The 18,737-nt window shown below is 50.7% G+C and carries 19 protein-coding genes; 14 read left to right on the forward strand and 5 right to left on the reverse strand.

Annotation, left to right across the window (positions count from 1 at the left end; translation table 11 throughout):
* Nucleotides 1-58 precede the first annotated feature (58 nt).
* Genes KZ483_RS07585 through KZ483_RS07595 form a run of 3 tightly spaced genes read left to right on the forward strand, consistent with a single transcriptional unit; the run spans nt 59 to nt 2,606 of the window.
* Nucleotides 59-1,261, forward strand: a complete 1,203-nt coding sequence (locus tag KZ483_RS07585) for a Ger(x)C family spore germination protein (RefSeq protein ID WP_220352062.1) — start codon at nt 59-61, stop codon at nt 1,259-1,261.
* Nucleotides 1,262-1,265: 4 nt separating this feature from the next.
* Entirely contained in the window at nt 1,266-1,472 is a 207-nt protein-coding gene (locus KZ483_RS07590) for a hypothetical protein (protein ID WP_220353754.1), read from the forward strand.
* Nucleotides 1,473-1,502: 30 nt separating this feature from the next.
* Nucleotides 1,503-2,606, forward strand: coding sequence for a GerAB/ArcD/ProY family transporter (locus KZ483_RS07595; RefSeq protein ID WP_220352063.1), 1,104 nt, complete (start codon nt 1,503-1,505; stop codon nt 2,604-2,606).
* Here KZ483_RS07595 and KZ483_RS07600 read toward each other — a convergent pair.
* Nucleotides 2,575-4,104, reverse strand: a complete 1,530-nt coding sequence (locus KZ483_RS07600) for a sensor histidine kinase (protein ID WP_220352064.1) — start codon at nt 4,102-4,104, stop codon at nt 2,575-2,577. The genes KZ483_RS07595 and KZ483_RS07600 overlap by 32 nt on opposite strands.
* Nucleotides 4,101-4,790, reverse strand: a complete 690-nt coding sequence (locus KZ483_RS07605) for a response regulator transcription factor (protein ID WP_220352065.1) — start codon at nt 4,788-4,790, stop codon at nt 4,101-4,103. Before KZ483_RS07605 ends, KZ483_RS07600 begins: the two co-directional genes overlap by 4 nt.
* 194 nt (nt 4,791-4,984) lie before the next feature.
* Between KZ483_RS07605 and KZ483_RS07610 the strand changes: the two genes are divergently transcribed.
* The 10 genes from KZ483_RS07610 (at nt 4,985) to KZ483_RS07655 (ending at nt 15,088) form a co-directional block, all read left to right on the forward strand.
* Nucleotides 4,985-7,174: an ArnT family glycosyltransferase gene (locus KZ483_RS07610; protein WP_220353316.1), complete on the forward strand. Its 2,190-nt coding sequence runs from the start codon at nt 4,985-4,987 to the stop codon at nt 7,172-7,174.
* Between the two features lie 86 nt (nt 7,175-7,260).
* Nucleotides 7,261-8,241 (forward strand): glycosyltransferase family 2 protein, encoded by a 981-nt coding sequence (locus tag KZ483_RS07615; RefSeq protein WP_220352066.1) that lies wholly within the window; start codon nt 7,261-7,263, stop codon nt 8,239-8,241.
* On the forward strand, nt 8,234-8,638 hold the full coding sequence (locus tag KZ483_RS07620; RefSeq protein WP_220352067.1) for a GtrA family protein: 405 nt from the start codon (nt 8,234-8,236) through the stop codon (nt 8,636-8,638). The genes KZ483_RS07615 and KZ483_RS07620 overlap by 8 nt, the downstream gene beginning before the upstream one ends.
* Before the next feature lie 6 nt (nt 8,639-8,644).
* Nucleotides 8,645-9,571, forward strand: coding sequence for a UTP--glucose-1-phosphate uridylyltransferase GalU (gene galU, locus KZ483_RS07625; protein WP_220352068.1), 927 nt, complete (start codon nt 8,645-8,647; stop codon nt 9,569-9,571).
* 108 nt (nt 9,572-9,679) lie between these two features.
* Complete coding sequence (locus KZ483_RS07630) at nt 9,680-9,940, forward strand: DUF6171 family protein (protein WP_220352069.1); 261 nt, start codon at nt 9,680-9,682, stop codon at nt 9,938-9,940.
* 101 nt (nt 9,941-10,041) lie between these two features.
* Nucleotides 10,042-10,137 (forward strand): putative holin-like toxin, encoded by a 96-nt coding sequence (locus tag KZ483_RS07635; RefSeq protein WP_220352070.1) that lies wholly within the window; start codon nt 10,042-10,044, stop codon nt 10,135-10,137.
* A gap of 162 nt (nt 10,138-10,299) precedes the next feature.
* Complete coding sequence (locus tag KZ483_RS07640; protein ID WP_220352071.1) at nt 10,300-11,040, forward strand: sulfite exporter TauE/SafE family protein; 741 nt, start codon at nt 10,300-10,302, stop codon at nt 11,038-11,040.
* A 16-nt stretch (nt 11,041-11,056) separates the two neighbouring features.
* The gene (locus tag KZ483_RS07645) at nt 11,057-11,584 is read left to right on the forward strand and encodes a YfiT family bacillithiol transferase (protein ID WP_220352072.1); all 528 of its coding nucleotides are present in this window, start codon (nt 11,057-11,059) and stop codon (nt 11,582-11,584) included.
* Nucleotides 11,585-11,673: 89 nt separating this feature from the next.
* Nucleotides 11,674-14,166: a glycoside hydrolase family 38 N-terminal domain-containing protein gene (locus tag KZ483_RS07650; protein WP_220352073.1), complete on the forward strand. Its 2,493-nt coding sequence runs from the start codon at nt 11,674-11,676 to the stop codon at nt 14,164-14,166.
* Between the two features lie 145 nt (nt 14,167-14,311).
* Entirely contained in the window at nt 14,312-15,088 is a 777-nt protein-coding gene (locus tag KZ483_RS07655) for an APH(3') family aminoglycoside O-phosphotransferase (RefSeq protein WP_220352074.1), read from the forward strand.
* Between the two features lie 116 nt (nt 15,089-15,204).
* Here KZ483_RS07655 and KZ483_RS07660 read toward each other — a convergent pair whose 3' ends face one another.
* The 3 genes from KZ483_RS07660 to KZ483_RS07670 all read right to left on the reverse strand — a co-directional run bounded on the left by KZ483_RS07660 (nt 15,205) and on the right by KZ483_RS07670 (nt 17,272).
* A complete protein-coding gene (locus tag KZ483_RS07660; protein WP_220352075.1) occupies nt 15,205-15,753 on the reverse strand; it encodes a hypothetical protein in 549 nt (182 codons plus the stop codon).
* 218 nt (nt 15,754-15,971) lie between these two features.
* Nucleotides 15,972-16,724, reverse strand: a complete 753-nt coding sequence (locus KZ483_RS07665; protein ID WP_220352076.1) for a DUF4367 domain-containing protein — start codon at nt 16,722-16,724, stop codon at nt 15,972-15,974.
* Nucleotides 16,721-17,272: a sigma-70 family RNA polymerase sigma factor gene (locus KZ483_RS07670; RefSeq protein WP_220352077.1), complete on the reverse strand. Its 552-nt coding sequence runs from the start codon at nt 17,270-17,272 to the stop codon at nt 16,721-16,723. Before KZ483_RS07670 ends, KZ483_RS07665 begins: the two co-directional genes overlap by 4 nt.
* Nucleotides 17,273-17,454: 182 nt before the next feature.
* On the opposite strand from KZ483_RS07670, the gene eis reads away from it, so the two are divergent.
* The gene (eis, locus tag KZ483_RS07675) at nt 17,455-18,633 is read left to right on the forward strand and encodes a GNAT family N-acetyltransferase (protein ID WP_220352078.1); all 1,179 of its coding nucleotides are present in this window, start codon (nt 17,455-17,457) and stop codon (nt 18,631-18,633) included.
* Nucleotides 18,634-18,737 lie beyond the last annotated feature (104 nt).

Here is an 18,737-nt window from a genome sequence, read left to right on the forward strand (position 1 = left end):
AAAGTCAGCTTATACTTACGAAGCAACTTTTCCTCGAAAAGTTTTAGGAGGAGCCAATATGAAAAGAGGGTACAAGACGATCGTTTCCGTCCTGTGTATATCGCTTCTGTCGGGATGCTGGAACCGCCGTGAATTGAATGAGCTGGCCGTTTCCGTCGCCATTGGCGTTGATAAAGCAGGAGATCAGATTTTGATCTCCAATCAGGTTCTCAATACCGGAGCTATTGCAGGGCAAAAGGCGGGCGCTGCCACTGCCCCGGTCACAGTGTTTCAGGAGAAGGGAGACGCTTTTCAGGAGACAGCCAGAAAAATGACATTGAAAAGTACTAGAAAAATATATGTCGGACAAATGCAGATGCTTATTTTCGGAGAGGAATTCGCAAGAGATGGCCTGGGGAAAGTGCTGGATCATATCTCAAGAGACCATGAATACAGGAAGGATATTTCTGTAGTGATCGCCCGCGGAGTAAAGGCGGAAGAAATTATCAAGGTGCTCACTCCTTTGGAGAAAATACCGGCGACCAAGATGAAAGTTACCCTCGAAAGCTCGGCGAGAGCATGGGGTTCGACCGCTCAGGTTACATTCGAACAACTGCTTTCCGATGTTATAAGCAGAGGGAAAGAGCCCGTTGTAACTGCTATCACACTCACTGGTAATCCTGAAAAGGGTAATGAGAATTCGAATGTACAGAAAATTGAGCCTTCCGCCCAACTCGTATACAACGGATTGGGTGTTTTCAAAAAAGACAAGCTGCTCGGCTGGTTAAACGAGGAGAATAGCATAGGTTACAACTTCACTCAGGGAAATATAAAAAGTACAAGCATTCGTATACCTTGTCTGAAGAAGAAAAAAGAATACGTGACAGTCGAGCTGCTTCATACCATTAATAAAACGAAAGTGTCTATGGAGAATGGCATTCCGGTAATCAAACTCCAGATCAAGTCAGATGGAGCTGTGACTGAAGCCCAATGCGCAGCCGACCTGACCAAACCGCAGGTCATCTCTGAGCTGGAGAACCTGACCAACCGTCGAATCAAATCCATGATCTCCTCTTCGGTCCAAACGGTGCAAAGCCGGTATAAGTCGGATATTTTCGGGTTCGGAGACGATATTGCGCGAAAGTACCCTAAATATTGGGGGGAAGTAAAAAAAAATTGGGATGAACCTTTCTCAAAGCTGCAGGTAAACATTGATGTAAATATAAATATCCGCCGAATCTTTAAAACCACGAGATCGGTAGAAGAGAGAATGGGGGACTAAACGGATGGTGGGAAATATCGCAGCGCTGTTATTGGTTTGTATAATCATGGCGATGATCGAATTGCCGTCTTTAGTGAAGAGAAAACAGCGGAAGGAAGCGTGGGCTTTTTCCTTACTGCTCCTGGCCGGCCTGGCTCTTAACCTTGCCGAAATAACCGGTATTGAAGTTCCGACTCCGCTTACTTGGGCCAGAGCTATTTACAAACCGTAGCAAGACATGTGAAAGTGAGGCGTGAACCCAGTGTCTGACAATGATAAGATTGAAGCGAGTCACTTTATGAAACTGGTGTGCCTCTTCATCATCGGCACTTCAAGCATTGTGATTCCGACCATTATGGCATCGCAGGCCAAACAGGATGCATGGATCTCCTCCATTGTCGGGATGGCTGCCGGAGTCCTGCTGGTATTGCTGTATAGCGCACTGGGACGTCTATACCCGGGCAAAGACCTGGTGGAGATCAGTAAGGAAGCCTTCGGGAAATGGCTAGGTTCGCTCGTTTCCTTGCTGTGGTTTTTGTATGCCTTCATTCTGAGTTCTCTGGCTCTACGCAGCCTCGGTGAATTTCTGAAATCGACGATGATACCGGAAACACCGGTCGAAGCGATATTTATCGTCTATTTGTGTATTGTAGTAATTGGGGTTCGTTATGGAATTTCCAACATCGCACGCACCGTGGATGTTTTCTTCCCATGGGTTATAGGGCTGGTTATCTTATTTGCTGTCATGCTGGTCCCGGATATTGAAATCAGTCGACTTGAGCCGGTGTATGGGGAAGGGATACAATCCATCCTTAAAGGCGCATATCCGCATATTGCGTTCCCGTATTTGGAACTTATTTTGCTGCTTATAGTTTATCCGAAAGTAAAGCATTCCAAAGCTGCCGGGCGAGCTTTCCTTCGGGGAACTTTACTCGGAGGATCGGTTATCACGCTGGTTACCGGGCTTAGTATTCTGGTTTTGGGTGCCGAAAGTACAGCGAGCGATATATTTTCCAGCTTTGAATTAGCCAAAGAAATCGAAATAGGGGGTTTTATCCAAAGGGTGGAAGTCATCATAGCTGCGATATGGTTTATTACCATTTTTTTTAAACTGGTCCTTGTCTTCTACATAACGGTTCTATCTCTCTCGCAGACGTTGAATCTATCCGAATATCGAACAATTTCGCTGCCCCTGGGATTGCTCTTTTATGCTTCAGGGGTCTTGATAGCTCCCAATATCAGCAACCTGATGACGTTTCATATTAACATTAGGCCGGCTTATTCCGCGATAATCGGATTTGTTCTCCCTGCAACGGTTCTCGGGGTCGGAATCATCAGGAAGAGGTTTCGGACCGCCCGTAGCTAAGGATAGGGAGCGTACATCGAAAAGCAGTGCCTTCCCCGGGCGTGCTCTCTACATCAATCGACCCGTCATGGGCTTCAATTATTGATTTGGAAATGGACAGACCAAGGCCCGCGCCTCCGTATTTGCGCGTTCTTGAAGAGTCGCTGCGATAAAAGCGTTCAAACACCTTCGGCAGATGTTCTTTACCGATACCCGGTCCGTTATCCCGAACTGTCAGCTCGGCTTTCCCCTTTGCAATTTCCAGGGAAACGGTTATAACTCCCCTTTCCGGATCCGTATGCTGAACGGCATTATGGAACAGGTTGAGCAGCACCTGCTTGATCTTATCAAGGTCAAACTTTCCCCTTACGTTCTCGGCTAAATGAAAGCGGACCGACCGGTTCCCCGCCAATACCTGCAGCTGAGGCTCCATCTCGCGAATCAAATGATCCAATCCGCCTTCGGTCAGTCTAAGCTGAGGCGCCTGATCGAGCTTCGAGAGAAGCAGCAGATCCTCCACCAGCTTGTTAATGCGCCTGGATTCGCTGTGCATGCTGTTCAATGCGCCGTAAAGCTGCTCCGAGTTGGTGGCGGCACCGCGGAGCAATACCTCAAGGAAACCGTGAATCGAAGTAAGCGGAGTCCTTAGTTCATGGGAAGCATCAGCGATGAATCGCCTCATTCGCTCATTCGCCATTCTCTCGGCTTCGAAAGAGGTATCAAGCCGTTCAAGCATACCGTTAAAGCTGACGGACAGGCGGTCGATTTCCTCCTGCCCCTGATGGTCGGGCAGACGCTCGGTTAAATTGCCGGAGTCTGTCTGTTCGACGGCTCTTACGATGCGGGAGAGAGGTATCAGCGTTCGCCTCAGAACCGGCATATACAGCGCCATCCCGCCGCCAAGCGCCAGCACGGATAAACAAGCAAAAATAACAAGCTGCTGCATCATAACCTGTTTAAGAGGACTTGTCGCAGCGCCCATCTGGGATAGACCTTCCGGATTATTCGGCGGACCAACCAGGCTGTACACGACCAGCTGCTCCATTCCCGTCGGGTCTTGAACCAGCTTGTAATTCACATGAACATGTTTCAGGAGCTCATTCTTGATCTCCGTATATTCCGGTTCTGTCAACCGGGGCGACGGGGTTCCCGATTGTCCTCCCGATATATCAGTAAAGCTGCCGTCGAACCCGATAATTGCTAATGATGTATCGGACAAGAACAGAGTCGGTTTTTCCGGTTCTCCAGGTGCGCCGTCATCTTTAGGCCCCGGGCGAGATTTGAAGCTGTGTCGTTCAGGATGCGGGTCGCCGAACAATTGCTTCGGCATCGACATCAACTGTGATTCAAGTGAATTCGCCTGATTCCGGTAAAGAAAATCTCTCATCAACCAGCTCTGCATAAGCCCGATAAGAATAAAAAGGGCGGCCAGAATAAAAAGGGAACGTGTGAGAAGCTGGTAGCGGAGGGAGCGGGGCATAAACCAGCGTTTTACAGACTTTTTCCATTTCCGCATCATGGCAGGTCCACTCTGTAACCGGCGCCTCTTAAGGTTCGGATCAGACGATGCTCTTTATCGTTCAATTTCTCCCTTAACGAACGAATGTACACCTCCACGATATTTTCTTCGCCCCCGAAGTTATACCCCCACACTTTATCAAGAATCAATGCCTTGCTCAGCACAGTGCCGTGGTTAATCACCATGAATTTGAGCAGCCCGTGCTCCGTCGGAGACAGCTCCAAAACCTTTTCTTGATAAACGATTTCGTTCCTGCGGTCATCGATGCCGAAGGGGCCGTATACGACTCTGCCGAGCAGATCGGGAAATTGGTTGCGCAGCCGGGCCTGAATCCGGGCAAGCAGTTCTTCGAAGCTGAAAGGCTTGACGACGTAATCGTCCGCTCCAAGCAGCAGGCCTTTCACTTTGTCGTCGACTTCATCCTTGGCGGTCAGCATGATTACCGCAATGTTGTCTCCCGTCTCTTTCAACATCCGGCAGACCTGATACCCATCCATGCCAGGCATCATGACGTCCAGTATGGCTACATGAGGACGGAAATCCTGAGCTGAATTATAAGCGCTCATGCCGTCGGACGCGGTCTGTACCAGAAAGCCTTCGCTTGCTAAACCAAGCTCCAGAAACTGCAGAATATTCGGCTCATCATCCGCAAGCAGTATCTTAATTTCTTTAGATGGCTTTAACATAACAATCTCCTCCTACAATTGCATTATAGGCAGCTTGAGTGCCGCGAAGCAATGACTATGGTCCGCTTTCAGCAAACATTCAGCACCTATTCATAACAACTTCAGGAACTGGGGCCAAAATGTGTACATAGGCAGTCGATGAACGAGCAATCGGGAGTTTAATCGATCTGAAAAAAGAGCAGGAGTGGTGAATGATGAGAAAAGCAACAACAAGGCTGCGCGGTGACATTTACTTGGCCCTCATATTACTATTATCGGTTGTTTTGAACGGGTACAACATTTGGACGGATAAATATGCGAACACGTACTACACGACCGCCGTCGCAAGCATGCTGCAAAGCTTCCACAATTTCTTCTACGGGTCACTCGATCCAGCCGGCTCAGTGACGGTCGATAAGCCGCCTCTGACATTCTGGATTCAGACCGCAAGCGCATATATATTCGGCCTGCACGGTTGGAGCGTAATCCTGCCGCAGGCTTTGGCAGGCGTGGGTTCGGTAGTGCTGGTTTACCTGCTCCTCAAACCGACATTCGGCTTGGCATCAGCCCGTATCGGCGCTTTAGTGATGGCCTGTATGCCGGTGGCGGTTGCAGTCAGCCGAACCAACAATATTGACAGCATGCTGGTTTTCACTCTGCTGCTCGGCGCATGGCTGTTATTCAGGGGAGTCAGAAAAACAAACGTTTGGAGTGTGCTCGGAGGTTTCGCCATGATCGGTGCCGGGTTCAACATGAAGATGCTCCAGGCTTATATGGTTTTACCTGCATTTTATCTCTTTTATATAATCGCGGCGAGGACGAGCTGGAAGAAGAAAATTGCCGTTCTTGCTGGAGCTACGGCAGTTATGCTGGTGATTTCGCTGTCCTGGGCGGTAATCGTTGATTCGATCCCGGCCAGTAAGCGCCCGTATATCGGGAGCAGCCAGACAAACTCGGTATTGGAGCTTGCCTTCGGCTATAACGGGATTGCCCGCCTGACCGGCCAGCAGGGTGGCGGTGGCGGCGGTGCTCCCGGTACACCCTCTGTTGACGCTGTGACAAATCAGGCGGATGGCGCCTCTAATCCGGGTGTTGGATCTCAAGCGCAGAGCTCCGGTGGAGCACAGACTGGGGGCAGTGCCACGGGGACGAACTTTGGGGGCGGAATGGGCCAACCTCCCGGCTTTAACGGCAGCGGCGGCTTTCCCGAAAGGAATGGTATGGGCGGAATGTTCGGTACGGGCAATCCGGGACCGCTGCGGCTGTTCCAGAGCGAGCTGTCCGGACAAGCAAGCTGGCTGGTTCCGTTAGCGCTGTTTGGCTGCATCGGATTGTTTGCCGGCCTGCGGAGAAGAAGCATAACGCAAAAGCATAAGGAAACCTTGTTCTGGCTCGCCTGGCTGGTTCCCGTGATGGCATTCTTCAGCGTAGCAGGATTCTTTCATCAATATTATCTAATTATGCTCGCCCCTCCGCTCGCGGCGCTTGTCGGTGCGGGTTGGATTGAAATGTGGGATTCGTACCGGAACCGCTCCGGATTTATATCCTGGCTGCTGCCGGCGGCGGTCTTGGCTACAACTGTATTCGAATGGTATATCCTGCAGCCTTATGGCGCCAAGATTGGAAACGGGTGGCCCATTGTTATTGCAACCGCGGGCATGTTGTTGACGCTTCTGTTGATTGGTCTTAAACGCAAGGAACGTACATTTGGTTATGCCGCACAGCTAACCAGCCTGCTGCTGCTGTTGGTCGGTCCCCTTTACTGGGCCGCAACGCCGATTACGTACGGTCAGAACAGCATGCTTCCGCAAGCCGGACCAGGCTCGAATAACGGCATGGGTAGCGGTCCAAATGCCGTAGCGGCAATGGCAGCAGCTCCAACCGATGGTACAAATACAGTTGCGGACGGAGCAAGCTCCGGAGCAAACGGCGGCTCGGCCGCAGCAACCGGCGGGGAAATGCCCACGGGTATGCCCGGCGGAATGCCTGGCGGTATGGGTTCAGGAGGCAGCGTAGACAATAAAACGTTGTCGTATCTCATTGAACATAACACGGGCGAGGCCTATTTGTTCGCCACCTTCGACTACAATACGGCGGCTCCTTATATCATCGATGCAAGAGAATCCGTCGTTACGCTTGGAGGCTTTTCGGGCTCCGATCCTGTCTATTCGGTCGCAGAGCTGGAAGCCTTGGTGGCCAGCGGCAAATTGAAATACTTCATGATTTCGGGTGGAGGCATGGGAGGCGGCCGTGGAGGAAGCTCCGAATTGACGCAATGGATCACCGGGCATGGCACTATTGTTCCCGCCTCGGAATGGCAAACAACTACCGGCAGCGGCAATGCATCGACAGCTTCGTTTGGCGGACGGGGCGGAAGCATGACTCTTTATGAAGTGAAATTATAAGCGTATGCTTCCGAAGTGAGTTTTTAGCTTTCAGAGTTGTATTGTCTTGGGAAGTATCGCAAAAAACTCTTAAGGAGGAATTGAAAATGGCACAGAAGGTGCGTTATTCGGTAATCATCCCGATGTATAACGAGGAAGCCGTCATTCAGGAAACTTACAGGCGCCTCAAGAAAGTGATGGGCATGACAGGGCAGACTTACGAACTTCTTTTCGTCAATGACGGCAGTAAGGACAAATGCGCCGAAATGATGAAGGAATTCAGCTACTGGGACGAAACGGTGAAGGTGATTGACTTCTCGCGGAACTTTGGGCACCAGATTGCGATAACGGCTGGAATGGATTATGCCTCGGGCGACGCCGTCATTATTATCGACGCCGATCTACAGGACCCGCCCGAGCTGATTTTACAAATGATCGAGAAGTGGAAGCAAGGCTTTGAAGTGGTATATGCCAAACGGGTGAAGCGCAGCGGCGAATCCTTGTTCAAGAAGTGGTCGGCAAGCCTGTTCTACCGCGTACTCCGCGCATCGACCGAAATTTCCATACCTGTCGATACCGGAGATTTCCGCCTCATGGACCGGAAGGTATGCGAGGAGATGAAGCGGCTTCCGGAGAACAACCGTTTTGTCCGGGGACTGGTCAGTTGGGTCGGTTTCCGCCAAACAGCCATTGAATACGAGCGCGACGAACGCCTGGCGGGAGAAACGAAATACCCCCTCCGTAGAATGGTAAAGCTGTGCTTGGACGGGATCACCTCTTTCTCTTATAAACCGCTGAAGCTTGCCGGTTATCTGGGCATGGTGCTGTCCGGTGCAGGGTTTGTCTTTCTGGTGTATGTGCTCTATCTGGCCTTCTTTACCAATGAGACGATTAAAGGATGGCCGTCGCTCATCAGCATCACGCTTATTTTCAACGGATTCGTTCTGCTGATGCTCGGGGTACTCGGCGAATATATCGGACGCATCTACGATGAAACGAAAGGCCGGCCTTTGTACATCGTTCGTGAATGCCACGGTGTGGAGAAGAAGGAGAGTCCTTCCATGAGCCGCGCAGTCGGATATGAATAACCGGTTTATCCAGATGCTCAAGTTCGGTCTTGTCGGAGCAGTCAATACAGCAGTCGACCTGATCGTGTTCACCCTATTGACAGCACAAGGCCTCCCGTATCTCGCCGCCCAAATAATCTCGTACAGCTGCGGCGTCCTTAACAGTTACCTACTCAACCGGTCCTGGACATTCCGGCATGGCTCGAGCAGGAAGGGCAAAGAGATCATTCGTTTCATCATCGTCAATCTGACGGCTCTGGCTGTTTCCTCGGCGCTTCTGACATGGCTGTATCGACCGGACGGGAGCGCACTGACGCTCCCGGCAAGCAAGCTCATCGTTACTTGTGCAAGTATGGTAATAAATTATGCGGGGAGCCGTTATTGGGTATTCGGTTCCCTCGCAAATAACAAGGAGTGAACCAACATGACGATAAAAAAAGCGGTAATTCCGGCTGCAGGACTCGGTACCCGGTTTCTGCCCGCCACCAAAGCCCAGCCTAAAGAGATGCTGCCGATCGTCGATAAGCCGGCCATCCAATATATTGTTGAAGAAGCCGTTCAATCCGGAATCGAGAGCATCATCATTGTAACCGGCCGCAATAAGAAGTCGATAGAGGATCACTTTGACAAATCCGTTGAGCTGGAGCAGCTTCTGCTGGAGAAAGGAAAGAGGAAGCTGCTTCAGGAAGTACAGGCCATCAGCGGCGTGGCAGGAATTCATTATATCCGCCAGAAGGAGCCGCTCGGGCTTGGCCATGCGATTCTATGCGCCAGACAGTTTATCGGTGACGAGCCGTTCGCCGTACTCTTGGGAGACGACATCATGGTATCGGACCCGCCCGCGCTCATGCAGATGATGGACGTATACGAGCAGACCGGCAAGCAAGTGGTCGGAGTTAAGCCTGTTCCGGACTCGGATGTCCATAAATACGGTATTATTGCTTCTGCAGGCAAACGGGACGGAATCCATAAGGTGACCGGCCTTGTAGAAAAGCCTTCCTTCCGCGATGCCCCTTCCAACTTGGCGATTATGGGCCGCTATATATTGGAGCCGTCGATTTTCCCCGTACTTGAGACGATCCAGAGAGGCGCCGGAGGAGAATACCAGCTGACGGACGCGATGCATGCAATGTGCGGAAGGGAAGGGATGATGGCCCTGGAGCTTAGAGGGAAGCGATACGATATTGGGGACAAAATCGGTTACATTAAGGCCATCATTGAAATCGGCTTGCAGCGGGAGGAGCTGTATCCCGTCCTAATGCCGTATTTGAATGACCTTGTTTGCCGCGCCGGCGAGAAAGCAGGCATCGATTGGCAGGATGGACTGGAAGCCCATATAACCCTGCAATAATAATGCTAAAATTTTTCGTTGCCACCACAGGGACAACATGCTACCTTTATCTGGGGACCGGTGGAATTCTCAATTCATCAGCCCTGAACAGGACGGGAGGGCACAAGGATGAAACAAACCGCCGATTGCAAAGGATGTTCGGAAACCGTCAGGATTTCCCCGGAAAGAATAGCACGATTGGTAGAGATCGCTCTGACCGGCAAAGAGCCTGTACCGGAGGAAGAATATGAACGGCGAATGGGTATATGCCTTAGCTGTCCGGCCCTTCAATATGGTACTACCTGCCGTTACTGCGGCTGCCTCGTTGAAATAAAAACCAAACTTCAAACCTCCCAATGTCCCTTTCCTTTTGAACCCAAGTGGGGATAAAACACGAATGGAACACTTGTGCGCATTGGAAATAAAAGTTACAATGATAGCACAATTGAACCTTGGGTGGGTATGGTTTCCCTTCGAAAGGAGGTGAAGCCATGGAAGTAAAGGATGCTATAACGATCATGTTTCTTTTTGGCATGTTTATAATTGCTCTCTTAATATACATCAGTAATAACAACAAGAGAAAGTAAAAACCCACCCCTAGGTTGGCAACGCCGGAGGTGGGCTTTTGTCTTTTAAGCCAATTGTACGAGGCCAAGTGTTCGCTGCACTTGGCTCTTTGTTAAATAAATCATATCATACTAAGAGCAGCACAGCAATTAGCTGCGGTAGAGGAGATATAAGGGGAACTAATGGACACATATCAAATCGTTGGAATTGCTATTATTGTTATCATCATGGCAGGGTTTGTGCAAGGCGTGACCAGCTTCGGATTTGCTTTGATCTCCATGCCCTTATTAACCCAATTCATTCCATTGCAGCAGGTTGTACCGATCGTTGTTGTACTGAGCTTACTTACAAACATTGCCGTTATGATTAACGCCAGAAAGTATGTTGATTTGAAGAAGATCTGGATATTGATAATTTCCAGCATTGCAGCCGCTCCGGCAGGGACTTATCTGCTGTTATATGTCGACGCGAATATTCTGAAAATGTTTACCGGAGTATTGATTGTTCTGTTTGCGCTGGCGCTCATAATAGGGTTCTCAGTTCCGGTTCGAAACGAGAAAGCCGCCTTTATTCCGGTCGGTCTCACCAGCGGCTTGCTTAACGGCAGCATCTCTATGAGCGGGCCGCCTGTAGCCTTATTTCTTTCCAACCAAGGAGCGGATAAACAAACCTTTCGTGCGAATATCACCGCTTACGGTATTATTCTGAATATCATTACCGTATGCACCTATATTTTCACCGGACTGCTAAATACGCAGGTCGTTACATACATATCCTGGATGATCCCGGCGATGGTGGTTGGGGTTTTGTTAGGGATTTGGGCGGTGAAGCGGATTAACGAAGTCACCTTCAAAAGAATGGCTTTATGGCTGATTATAATATCCGGAATATGGACGATCTTGGCCGGAGCAAATATCGTATAGAAGGAGACCAGAGACAATGGATCAAGTACGTTTTCCAATCGGACTTTTTACTCATGAAGGAGACATCACACAGGAACAGCTTCGGCAATGGGTGGCGGAAATCGGGTCGATGCCGGGAAGGCTCCGTGAAGCGGTGGATGGACTGACGGACGAGCAGCTTGATACACCGTATCGTCAGGGCGGCTGGACCGTGCGGCAAGTGGTTCATCATTTGGCGGACAGCCATTTGAACAGCTATACCCGGTTCAAGCTGGCTCTTACTGAGGAAGAACCGACAATCAAGCCCTATTATGAGGATCGTTGGGCCGAACTGGCCGATGGCAGGACCGCTCCAATCGAGCTATCGCTTACACTTCTGGATGCGCTGCACAGCCGGTGGTTGATCCTGCTTCGATCTTTGCAGCGGGAGCAGCTGTCGCATTCCTTCATTCATCCGGAATCAGGCGGCAGTATCCGTCTTGACTGGAATATCGGTAACTATGCGTGGCACGGTAACCATCATATCGCCCACATTACACGGCTGATTGACCGGATGGGCTGGTAGCTTCGTCTAAGATTTCTCCATGAATGACAGCGCTTAACTTGCCGAATAGTCCTGAGAGAACTTAATTCTAATGTCGGGAGGGATTGGTATTGAAAAGGCTTCATTTACTTAGCAACGGCCATTTGGATCCGGTATGGCAGTGGGAGTGGGAGGAAGGGGCGGCGGCCGCGGTGTCGACTTTTCGCGCAGCGGCGGATTTTTGCGAGGAATTTGAAGGTTATGTGTTTAATCACAACGAGGTGATTTTGTACAAATGGGTCGAGGAATACGAGCCCGCCTTGTTTGAACGAATCCGAAAGCTGGTCCAGCAGGGAAAGTGGCATATCATGGGAGGCTGGTACCTGCAGCCGGATTGCAATATGCTCTCAGGCGAATCGTTCGTCCGGCAAATTTTGCTCGGGAAAGCTTATTTCCGGGAAAAGTTCGGGGCTGAGCCTGCGACCGCGATCAATTTTGACTCATTTGGTCATACGCGGGGTCTGGTGCAAATATTGCAGCAGGCGGGATACGATTCGTACATTTTTATGCGTCCGGATGAATTCGATGCGCTGCCGGGGCAGGATTTTATTTGGTGCGGCTTCAATGGAAGCGAAGTGATGGCGCACAAAATCAAAGGCGGCTACAATACGCTGCTCGGCAAGGCGCATGAGAAAATCGAACAGTGGCTGGAGTCGAATCCGGATGAGGAGACGGGGCTTATTCTTTGGGGAGTCGGCAATCACGGAGGCGGCCCATCCCGCATCGATCTTACGCGGATCGGTGAACTGATGGCGAAGTCCGAATCGTTTGAAATTGTTCACTCTACTCCTGAACAGTATTTTCAGGAATTGAAGCAGGTCAAGACGCTCCCCCGCTACGAAGGTGATCTGAATCCGCGTTTTGTTGGCTGCTATACCTCGATGATCAGGATCAAGCAGAAGCACCGTCGGCTGGAGAACGAGCTGTACATGACCGAGAAAATGCTTTCCGCCGCTGCGCTTCAGGGGCTGCTTGCTTACCCTTCAGCAGAGCTGCACGAAGCGATGTGCGACTTGTTAACCGCTCAGTTTCACGATATTTTGCCTGGCACCTCCGTTCAGCCCGCCGAAGAAGCTTCACTGCGTTTGATCGATCATGGGCTTGAGATCGCAGCGCGCTTGAAAGCCCGCGCATTCTTTGCTCTCGCAGCCGGAGAGCCGAAAGCCGCTCCACGCGAATATCCTATCCTGATTTATAATCCGCATCCATTCTCGGTTAAAGGCGTGTTTGAATGCGAGTTCATGCTGGAGGATCAGAATTGGGAGGAAGAGTTTTCCTTACCGGTTGTCTTTCAAGAGGGGAGGCAGCTTCCCTCTCAGCCTGAGAAAGAGCTGAGCAATCTGAATCTGGATTGGCGTAAAAGAGTCGTGTTTCAAGCCGAGCTGGCCCCTTCCTCCATGAACCGCTTCGATTGCCGGATCGAGAAGCTGAAGAACAAGCCGGTCCCGGGGCTCAAGGAGCAGGATGGACGGTATACGTTTCAAACGAATGAGTTGACCGTTGCGATCAATGCGCATACCGGACTGATGGATGAGTATAGGGCGAGAGGCGTTTCCTACTTGATGCCGGATGCCTTCGCGCCCTTGGTCATTGCGGATAATGAGGATCCTTGGCGGATGGATACGAATGCTTTTGCTCCTGTGATCGGCCGGTTTGAACTGATGGACCGGGGAGCGGGAACGGACTTTTCCGGTGTGAAGCAAGCGCTGCTGCCTTCCGTTCGAGTGATTGAGGACGGTGAAGTACGAACGGTTATTGAGTCGGTTCTTCGATATAACGATTCCTACATCTGCCAAACGTATAAGCTGCCGAAGACGGGAACGGAAATTGAAGTGCAGCTTCATGTTTATTGGAACGAGAAGGATAAAATGCTGAAGCTTTCTATTCCAACTATTTTTACAGATGGACAATATCGCGGACAAACAGCTTTCGGCATCAGCGAGCTGCCCGAAAACGGAGACGAAGCGGTCGCCCAAAAGTGGGTCGCCGTCCAGTCAGCCGAGCGGCTGCAGGCGCTGACCTGCATCAATGACGGCATCTACGGATCGGATTATCAGGAGGGAGAAATTCGTCTCTCCTTACTGCGGGGAGCGGGCTATTGCGCGCATCCGATCAACGAACGTCCGATTCTCGTGCAGGATCGCTTCCTGCCGAGGATGGATCAGGGAGAACGCTGCTATTCGTTCCGGTTAAATGCCGGAGAGCTGGCGGAACGGCAGCGGAGGGTGGATCGGGAAGCAATTGTTCATAATGAAAAATGCTATGCACTGTCGTTCTTTCCGTCAGGCGATGGGCAGAAGAACGGGTCGTTTCTGGAGCTTGAGGACGAAACCGTGCAGCTGAGCGCGCTTAAGAAGGAGGAACGAGGGGACGGTTACATTGTGAGATTGTTCGAACCGACCGGTCATGCAAGAGCAACCGTTCTTTCAATCCCGTCCTTTGGCATTCACGAAGAAATCCGGTTGAATGGATTTGAAATTAAAACCTTTCGCATCGATGCTCAGAACAAGACAATTGCGGAAATTGGTTTGTGTGAAGATCCGATTCAAGGGAGTACGCAATAGTAAACGGTTACCTACTGCATGAACGAAGATCGAATAGTCCGGGGAGAATCCGGAAAGCACAAATATAAACGTCTTTTACCTGTATTTCATAGTTGACAGGATGCTATTATTTTAACATACAGGTGGTTATTGGGAGAGATGAACGATGATGCAAGTACCATTAAACATCTCAGAACGTATCGGCAATGCAGAATGGACGGTTATTTCGATCGGCTGCTCTGCAGCTCGGACATTTCGTCTATGTTCTTGCGATGGAAGTGTGATGTATTTAAAGGTCATGAATAAAGCAGGCAAATTCTCTTTGCAGCCGGAATATGAGCGGTTGGAATGGCTCCAGGGAAAGCTGTCAGTCCCTCAGATTCTGGATTTTGCAGTCGAAGACGAGAAAGAGTTTCTTCTCACCTCTGAGGTTTGCGGTGTTCATGCTGCAGATCAGTCGTGGAACGACCGTTTGCCGGTCGTCGTAAGGGAATTAGCCAAAGGTTTAAAAGCCATTCACAGTATCCATGTCGAAGGATGTCCTTTCGATAAAAGTTTAAGTGTAAGAATTCGCGAAGCAGAGCTGAACGTGACAGCCGGATTGGTTAATGAAGACGATTTCGATATCAAGAGAAAGGGTAGGAAAGCGGCTGATCTATTTCGCGAGCTGCTCGAAGCAAGACCTGATCACGAGGATCTTGTATTTACCCATGGTGACTATTGCTTACCGAATATATTGATTAGTGGAGAAAGCCTCAGCGGTTTTATCGATTGGGGTCACGCCGGAATCGCAGACCGGTATCAGGATATTGCCCTTGCGTTCCGGAGCTTCACCTTTAACTTTGGGGAAGAATGGGGCAGGTTGTTTTTACAAGAGTACGGCCTTGAAGAGGTCGATTGGAGAAAAGTTGAGTATTACCAGTTCCTGGATGAGTTCTTCTGAACATATGTAATCGAATGAAAGGGACAGTTTGGCGGAGCTTTCAAGCTTTTTACGTCGATAAAGAGGCGGCTCTCGCAAGGCTGATTGCTGCGAGAGCCGCATGTAAGAGAAATCGCTTATTTTCTTGTTAACGGGAGTTTGCGTCTGACCGCCAGAAGAACGCCCACAACAACCGCGCAAGCGGCGATCAGAACCGTATACATTCCGGACCAACCAGATGACGAGACAGCGTCGTCTCCATCCGTTACGGTTGCGGCTGCAGCTCCGGTTTCAGCAGCTGCAGCCGCCGGTGTACCGAGGAGCACCGCCTGCTCTCCCTTCACCACTTTAACCAGATCGCGGCCGAACTTCTCATATAGAAAATCCGCATAAGCTTCATTGTAAGGTGCGATTCCAACCTCGACAAAGCCTTGTTGAGCTCCTGTGGTCGTCACCTGAAACCCTTGCTTTGTCAACTCTTCTTGACCCTCGCCAAAGACATAACTGTCAATTTCCTGCTGCTTCTGCAGCAAGGCATCTTCAACGGCAGTCTGCTGGTTTTGAATGGCCGTTTCCGATATACTGCCGGATACTGCGAAAGCAGCATTGGCGGATAAGGCCATCAAACAGCCCCCGACCAAAAGCACCTTGGCCAATATTGTCTTTATACGAAATAACGTTGTCATATTGATTTCCTCCTAAAGTTTTGTGCGATACTTCTTGAATACGCTGCTTAGCGAGCGCAAAACTCGCTTCGGAAGCATAAGCTAAAGTTTTGTGCGATACTTCTTGAATACGCTGCTTAGCGAGCGCAAAACTCGCTTCGGAAGCATAAGCTAAAGTTTTGTGCGATACTTCTTGAATACGCTGCTTAGCGAGCGCAAAACTCGCTTCGGAAGCACTGCTATTGGGTGGATAGCCTTTCCATGGACCTCGCTATTTTCAGTGCTTCATCTACCGGCAATATGCCGGATAACATATATTCAACGCCGTTGGCGTGCCAGTGAAGCTCGATGTTTCGGTCATTCTCTCCTGCTTCCTGCCCCGGATCGCCGGTAGTAAGATAGCCGGTACCGCCGTTGATATCGACGGCCTTCCCTTTAGGAACGTCCGACTCTTCTTGTTTATGCTGGAACAAACCGAATGAGCGGCTCCCGGCAACATAACTGTACACCACAGTTCCTTCAAGCCCTCCTTCGGGACCGCCGGCATTGATCTCATGCAGTGAAAATCCAGCCGGGATATATGATGGAACCAGCAGTTTCTCGCCAAAAAGCGCTCCCGCCTCCTCGAACGTTGTCAACACGCGTATCTCTTCGCCCGAATCTCCGGACGGCGGGAGCTCATCACCCGGTTCGATATTCCCGGGCAGCGGCCTATGAAAGGTTTCGCCTGGAACGGCAGGCGGCGGAGCCCATGAAGGAAAGAGCGAAGGGGCGGCGATAATAAGGAAAAATGCGATTACAGCCGCCGCAGCCGTTCCGAGCAACCATCTCCGCGGATTGCGCGCAGCTCGGCCTTGGAGTGGGGGTTCCTGTATCAGCTGCGCCCTCCGCTTCACGTTTTCTTTCAGACGGGAGTCGAAATGGATGCCTTCAAACAGGACCTCATCGGCTTCCTTCTTCAACTGCTCACGTATTTCATGATCTGATATCATTGTGTCAGCCCCTCCTTTACCAGATATTGCCCCAGTAACTCTCGTGCGCGATGGAGCCTGCCGCGGACGGTACCTTCAGGAGATTCGGTTACTTCCGCAATCTCGCGGGTCGCAAGGTCGAGATAATAAAACAGATAGATAACCTCATGGTAGTGGGCAGGCAGCTTGGCGATATTTCTCAGGATTTCGGTCCGGTTTAACCGTTCCAGCGCCTCTTCTTCCACGCTATAGGATTCGGTCCTTTGCAGAAGGAGCGGATCTGTCGGCTGCTCCAGCATAGCTTTCAAACCTAATTTGTCTCTGCACAAATTAATCGTGATCCTTGTTAACCAGGTTTTCACGCTGCTGTCCCCGCGAAAGGCCGCCCAATTCCGGAAGGCACGAATGAACACTTCCTGGCTGACGTCTTCGGCCAGATGTCTGTCGCCCAAGTAGAAATAGGCGGTACGCAGCACAGCAGAACCATAGTGCTCCATCATCATTTCCAGAGCGGAGGAGGGGTTCTCAGGGAAGCTTGACTTTTCGTTTGGGCCGGCCGGCCTTATCATTTAACCACCTCCGTACCTTATAGACGGTTCCTTCCCGGATTTCGCTGCATCTCGGAAGAAAAAAGTAAATTAAAAAAAGAGGAAACAAAAATAACCGGAAGGAAACAATTGACAAATGGCCTGCGTCTCCATAAAATAGTGTGACTTACGTAAGGAGAAGAATGCGAGGAGGAGACCTTCCGATGGAATTGAGAAACTTAAGGCCGGACGAATTCGATATTAACCTGGAATTGTCCATGTATGCGTTTCAATTCTCGCTTCCGGCCGAGCAGTTGGAAAAGAGCAGGGCCCGCTTCAAGCCGGAACGTGTTTGGGGTGTTTTTGAAGACGGCAAGCTGGAAGCCCAGCTCACTCTGATTCCTTTTCAAATGTATGTGCAAGGGCGAGCGATTGCCATGGGAGGTATCGCCGGTGTCGCTACCTGGCCGGAGCACCGGCGCAGGGGCCATGTCGAGCTGCTGCTGAGACATTCGCTGCGCCGGATGCGGGAGAACGGTCAGAGCATTTCCTGTTTGCACCCGTTCTCGTTCGGCTTCTACCGGAAGTTCGGCTGGGAAACGTATACGGATTACAAGAAGTACACCGTCGAAACAACGCTTTTCCCGCCGCGTGTTGCTGTAGACGGAAATGTGGTGCGGATGGGAGAGTACGATATCCAGCTGCTTTCTCGTATATATGAGAATTATGCGTCAGGCTATAACGGAACGCTTGCACGTGACGAAGACTGGTGGCGGAACTCCGTGCTGCGGAGTAAAGAGGGGAATATTGCGGTTTACTACCGGCCGGACGGAGCGGCTGCCGGGTATATTTTGTACAAGGTGGCACAGCGTGTGATGACGATACACGAAATGGTATACGAGGATGAACAGGCGAGGCAAGGTCTGTGGACTTACATTGCAAATCACGATTCAATGGTCGATAAAGCAGTTCTGAACGCGCCGCTGGATGATCCGCTGCCTTATCTGCTTCCTAACCCGAGAATCGGCCAGGAAATCGTACCCTATTTCATGGCTCGAATCGTCGACACAGAGGAGTTTATCAGGCAGTATCAATTTAACGAAGCCGACTCGGAAAGACGGATAATCCTGCAGCTCAGCGATCCTTACGCCCCATGGAACGAGGGGATATGGTCGTTATCGGCCGCAGGGGATGGAAGCGGGAGGCTGGAGCGGCTGCAGGACGATGAAGAACACCCGGTCGATCTGGTTTGTGACATCAACACATGGACGGCGCTGCTCATGGGATACCGGCGGCCCGCGCAGCTCCATGGGCTCGGGAGGCTTGGCGGCTCCTCTGAAGCGGCAGCGCTGCTGGAGACGCTAATTCGGCCGCGTCAAACATATTTAATGGACTTTTTCTAATTGCCGGCGCCGTCCTGTAGGGAATTTCTTTCTAATAGGCGGTACATATATTTGAATTTGCCCGCAAAGAACCTCCTAACCTGCAGCTGATGCGGGGTAGGAGG

Source organism: Paenibacillus sp. sptzw28 (genome assembly GCF_019550795.1).
Lineage (GTDB): Bacteria > Bacillota > Bacilli > Paenibacillales > Paenibacillaceae > Paenibacillus_Z.

What these genes read in the sequence shown, in the direction of transcription:
- KZ483_RS07630 (WP_220352069.1), top strand. Translation starts at nt 9,680, where the DNA reads ATGAAACAAACCGCCGATTGCAAAGGATGTTCGGAAACCGTCAGGATT.
- KZ483_RS07585 (WP_220352062.1), top strand. Translation starts at nt 59, where the DNA reads ATGAAAAGAGGGTACAAGACGATCGTTTCCGTCCTGTGTATATCGCTT.
- KZ483_RS07615 (WP_220352066.1), top strand. Translation starts at nt 7,261, where the DNA reads ATGGCACAGAAGGTGCGTTATTCGGTAATCATCCCGATGTATAACGAG.
- KZ483_RS07620 (WP_220352067.1), top strand. Translation starts at nt 8,234, where the DNA reads ATGAATAACCGGTTTATCCAGATGCTCAAGTTCGGTCTTGTCGGAGCA.
- KZ483_RS07660 (WP_220352075.1), bottom strand. Translation starts at nt 15,753, where the DNA reads ATGACAACGTTATTTCGTATAAAGACAATATTGGCCAAGGTGCTTTTG.
- KZ483_RS07640 (WP_220352071.1), top strand. Translation starts at nt 10,300, where the DNA reads ATGGACACATATCAAATCGTTGGAATTGCTATTATTGTTATCATCATG.
- KZ483_RS07600 (WP_220352064.1), bottom strand. Translation starts at nt 4,104, where the DNA reads ATGATGCGGAAATGGAAAAAGTCTGTAAAACGCTGGTTTATGCCCCGC.
- eis (WP_220352078.1), top strand. Translation starts at nt 17,455, where the DNA reads ATGGAATTGAGAAACTTAAGGCCGGACGAATTCGATATTAACCTGGAA.
- galU (WP_220352068.1), top strand. Translation starts at nt 8,645, where the DNA reads ATGACGATAAAAAAAGCGGTAATTCCGGCTGCAGGACTCGGTACCCGG.
- KZ483_RS07635 (WP_220352070.1), top strand. Translation starts at nt 10,042, where the DNA reads ATGGAAGTAAAGGATGCTATAACGATCATGTTTCTTTTTGGCATGTTT.
- KZ483_RS07645 (WP_220352072.1), top strand. Translation starts at nt 11,057, where the DNA reads ATGGATCAAGTACGTTTTCCAATCGGACTTTTTACTCATGAAGGAGAC.
- KZ483_RS07610 (WP_220353316.1), top strand. Translation starts at nt 4,985, where the DNA reads ATGAGAAAAGCAACAACAAGGCTGCGCGGTGACATTTACTTGGCCCTC.
- KZ483_RS07590 (WP_220353754.1), top strand. Translation starts at nt 1,266, where the DNA reads ATGGTGGGAAATATCGCAGCGCTGTTATTGGTTTGTATAATCATGGCG.
- KZ483_RS07670 (WP_220352077.1), bottom strand. Translation starts at nt 17,272, where the DNA reads ATGATAAGGCCGGCCGGCCCAAACGAAAAGTCAAGCTTCCCTGAGAAC.
- KZ483_RS07605 (WP_220352065.1), bottom strand. Translation starts at nt 4,790, where the DNA reads ATGTTAAAGCCATCTAAAGAAATTAAGATACTGCTTGCGGATGATGAG.
- KZ483_RS07665 (WP_220352076.1), bottom strand. Translation starts at nt 16,724, where the DNA reads ATGATATCAGATCATGAAATACGTGAGCAGTTGAAGAAGGAAGCCGAT.
- KZ483_RS07655 (WP_220352074.1), top strand. Translation starts at nt 14,312, where the DNA reads ATGATGCAAGTACCATTAAACATCTCAGAACGTATCGGCAATGCAGAA.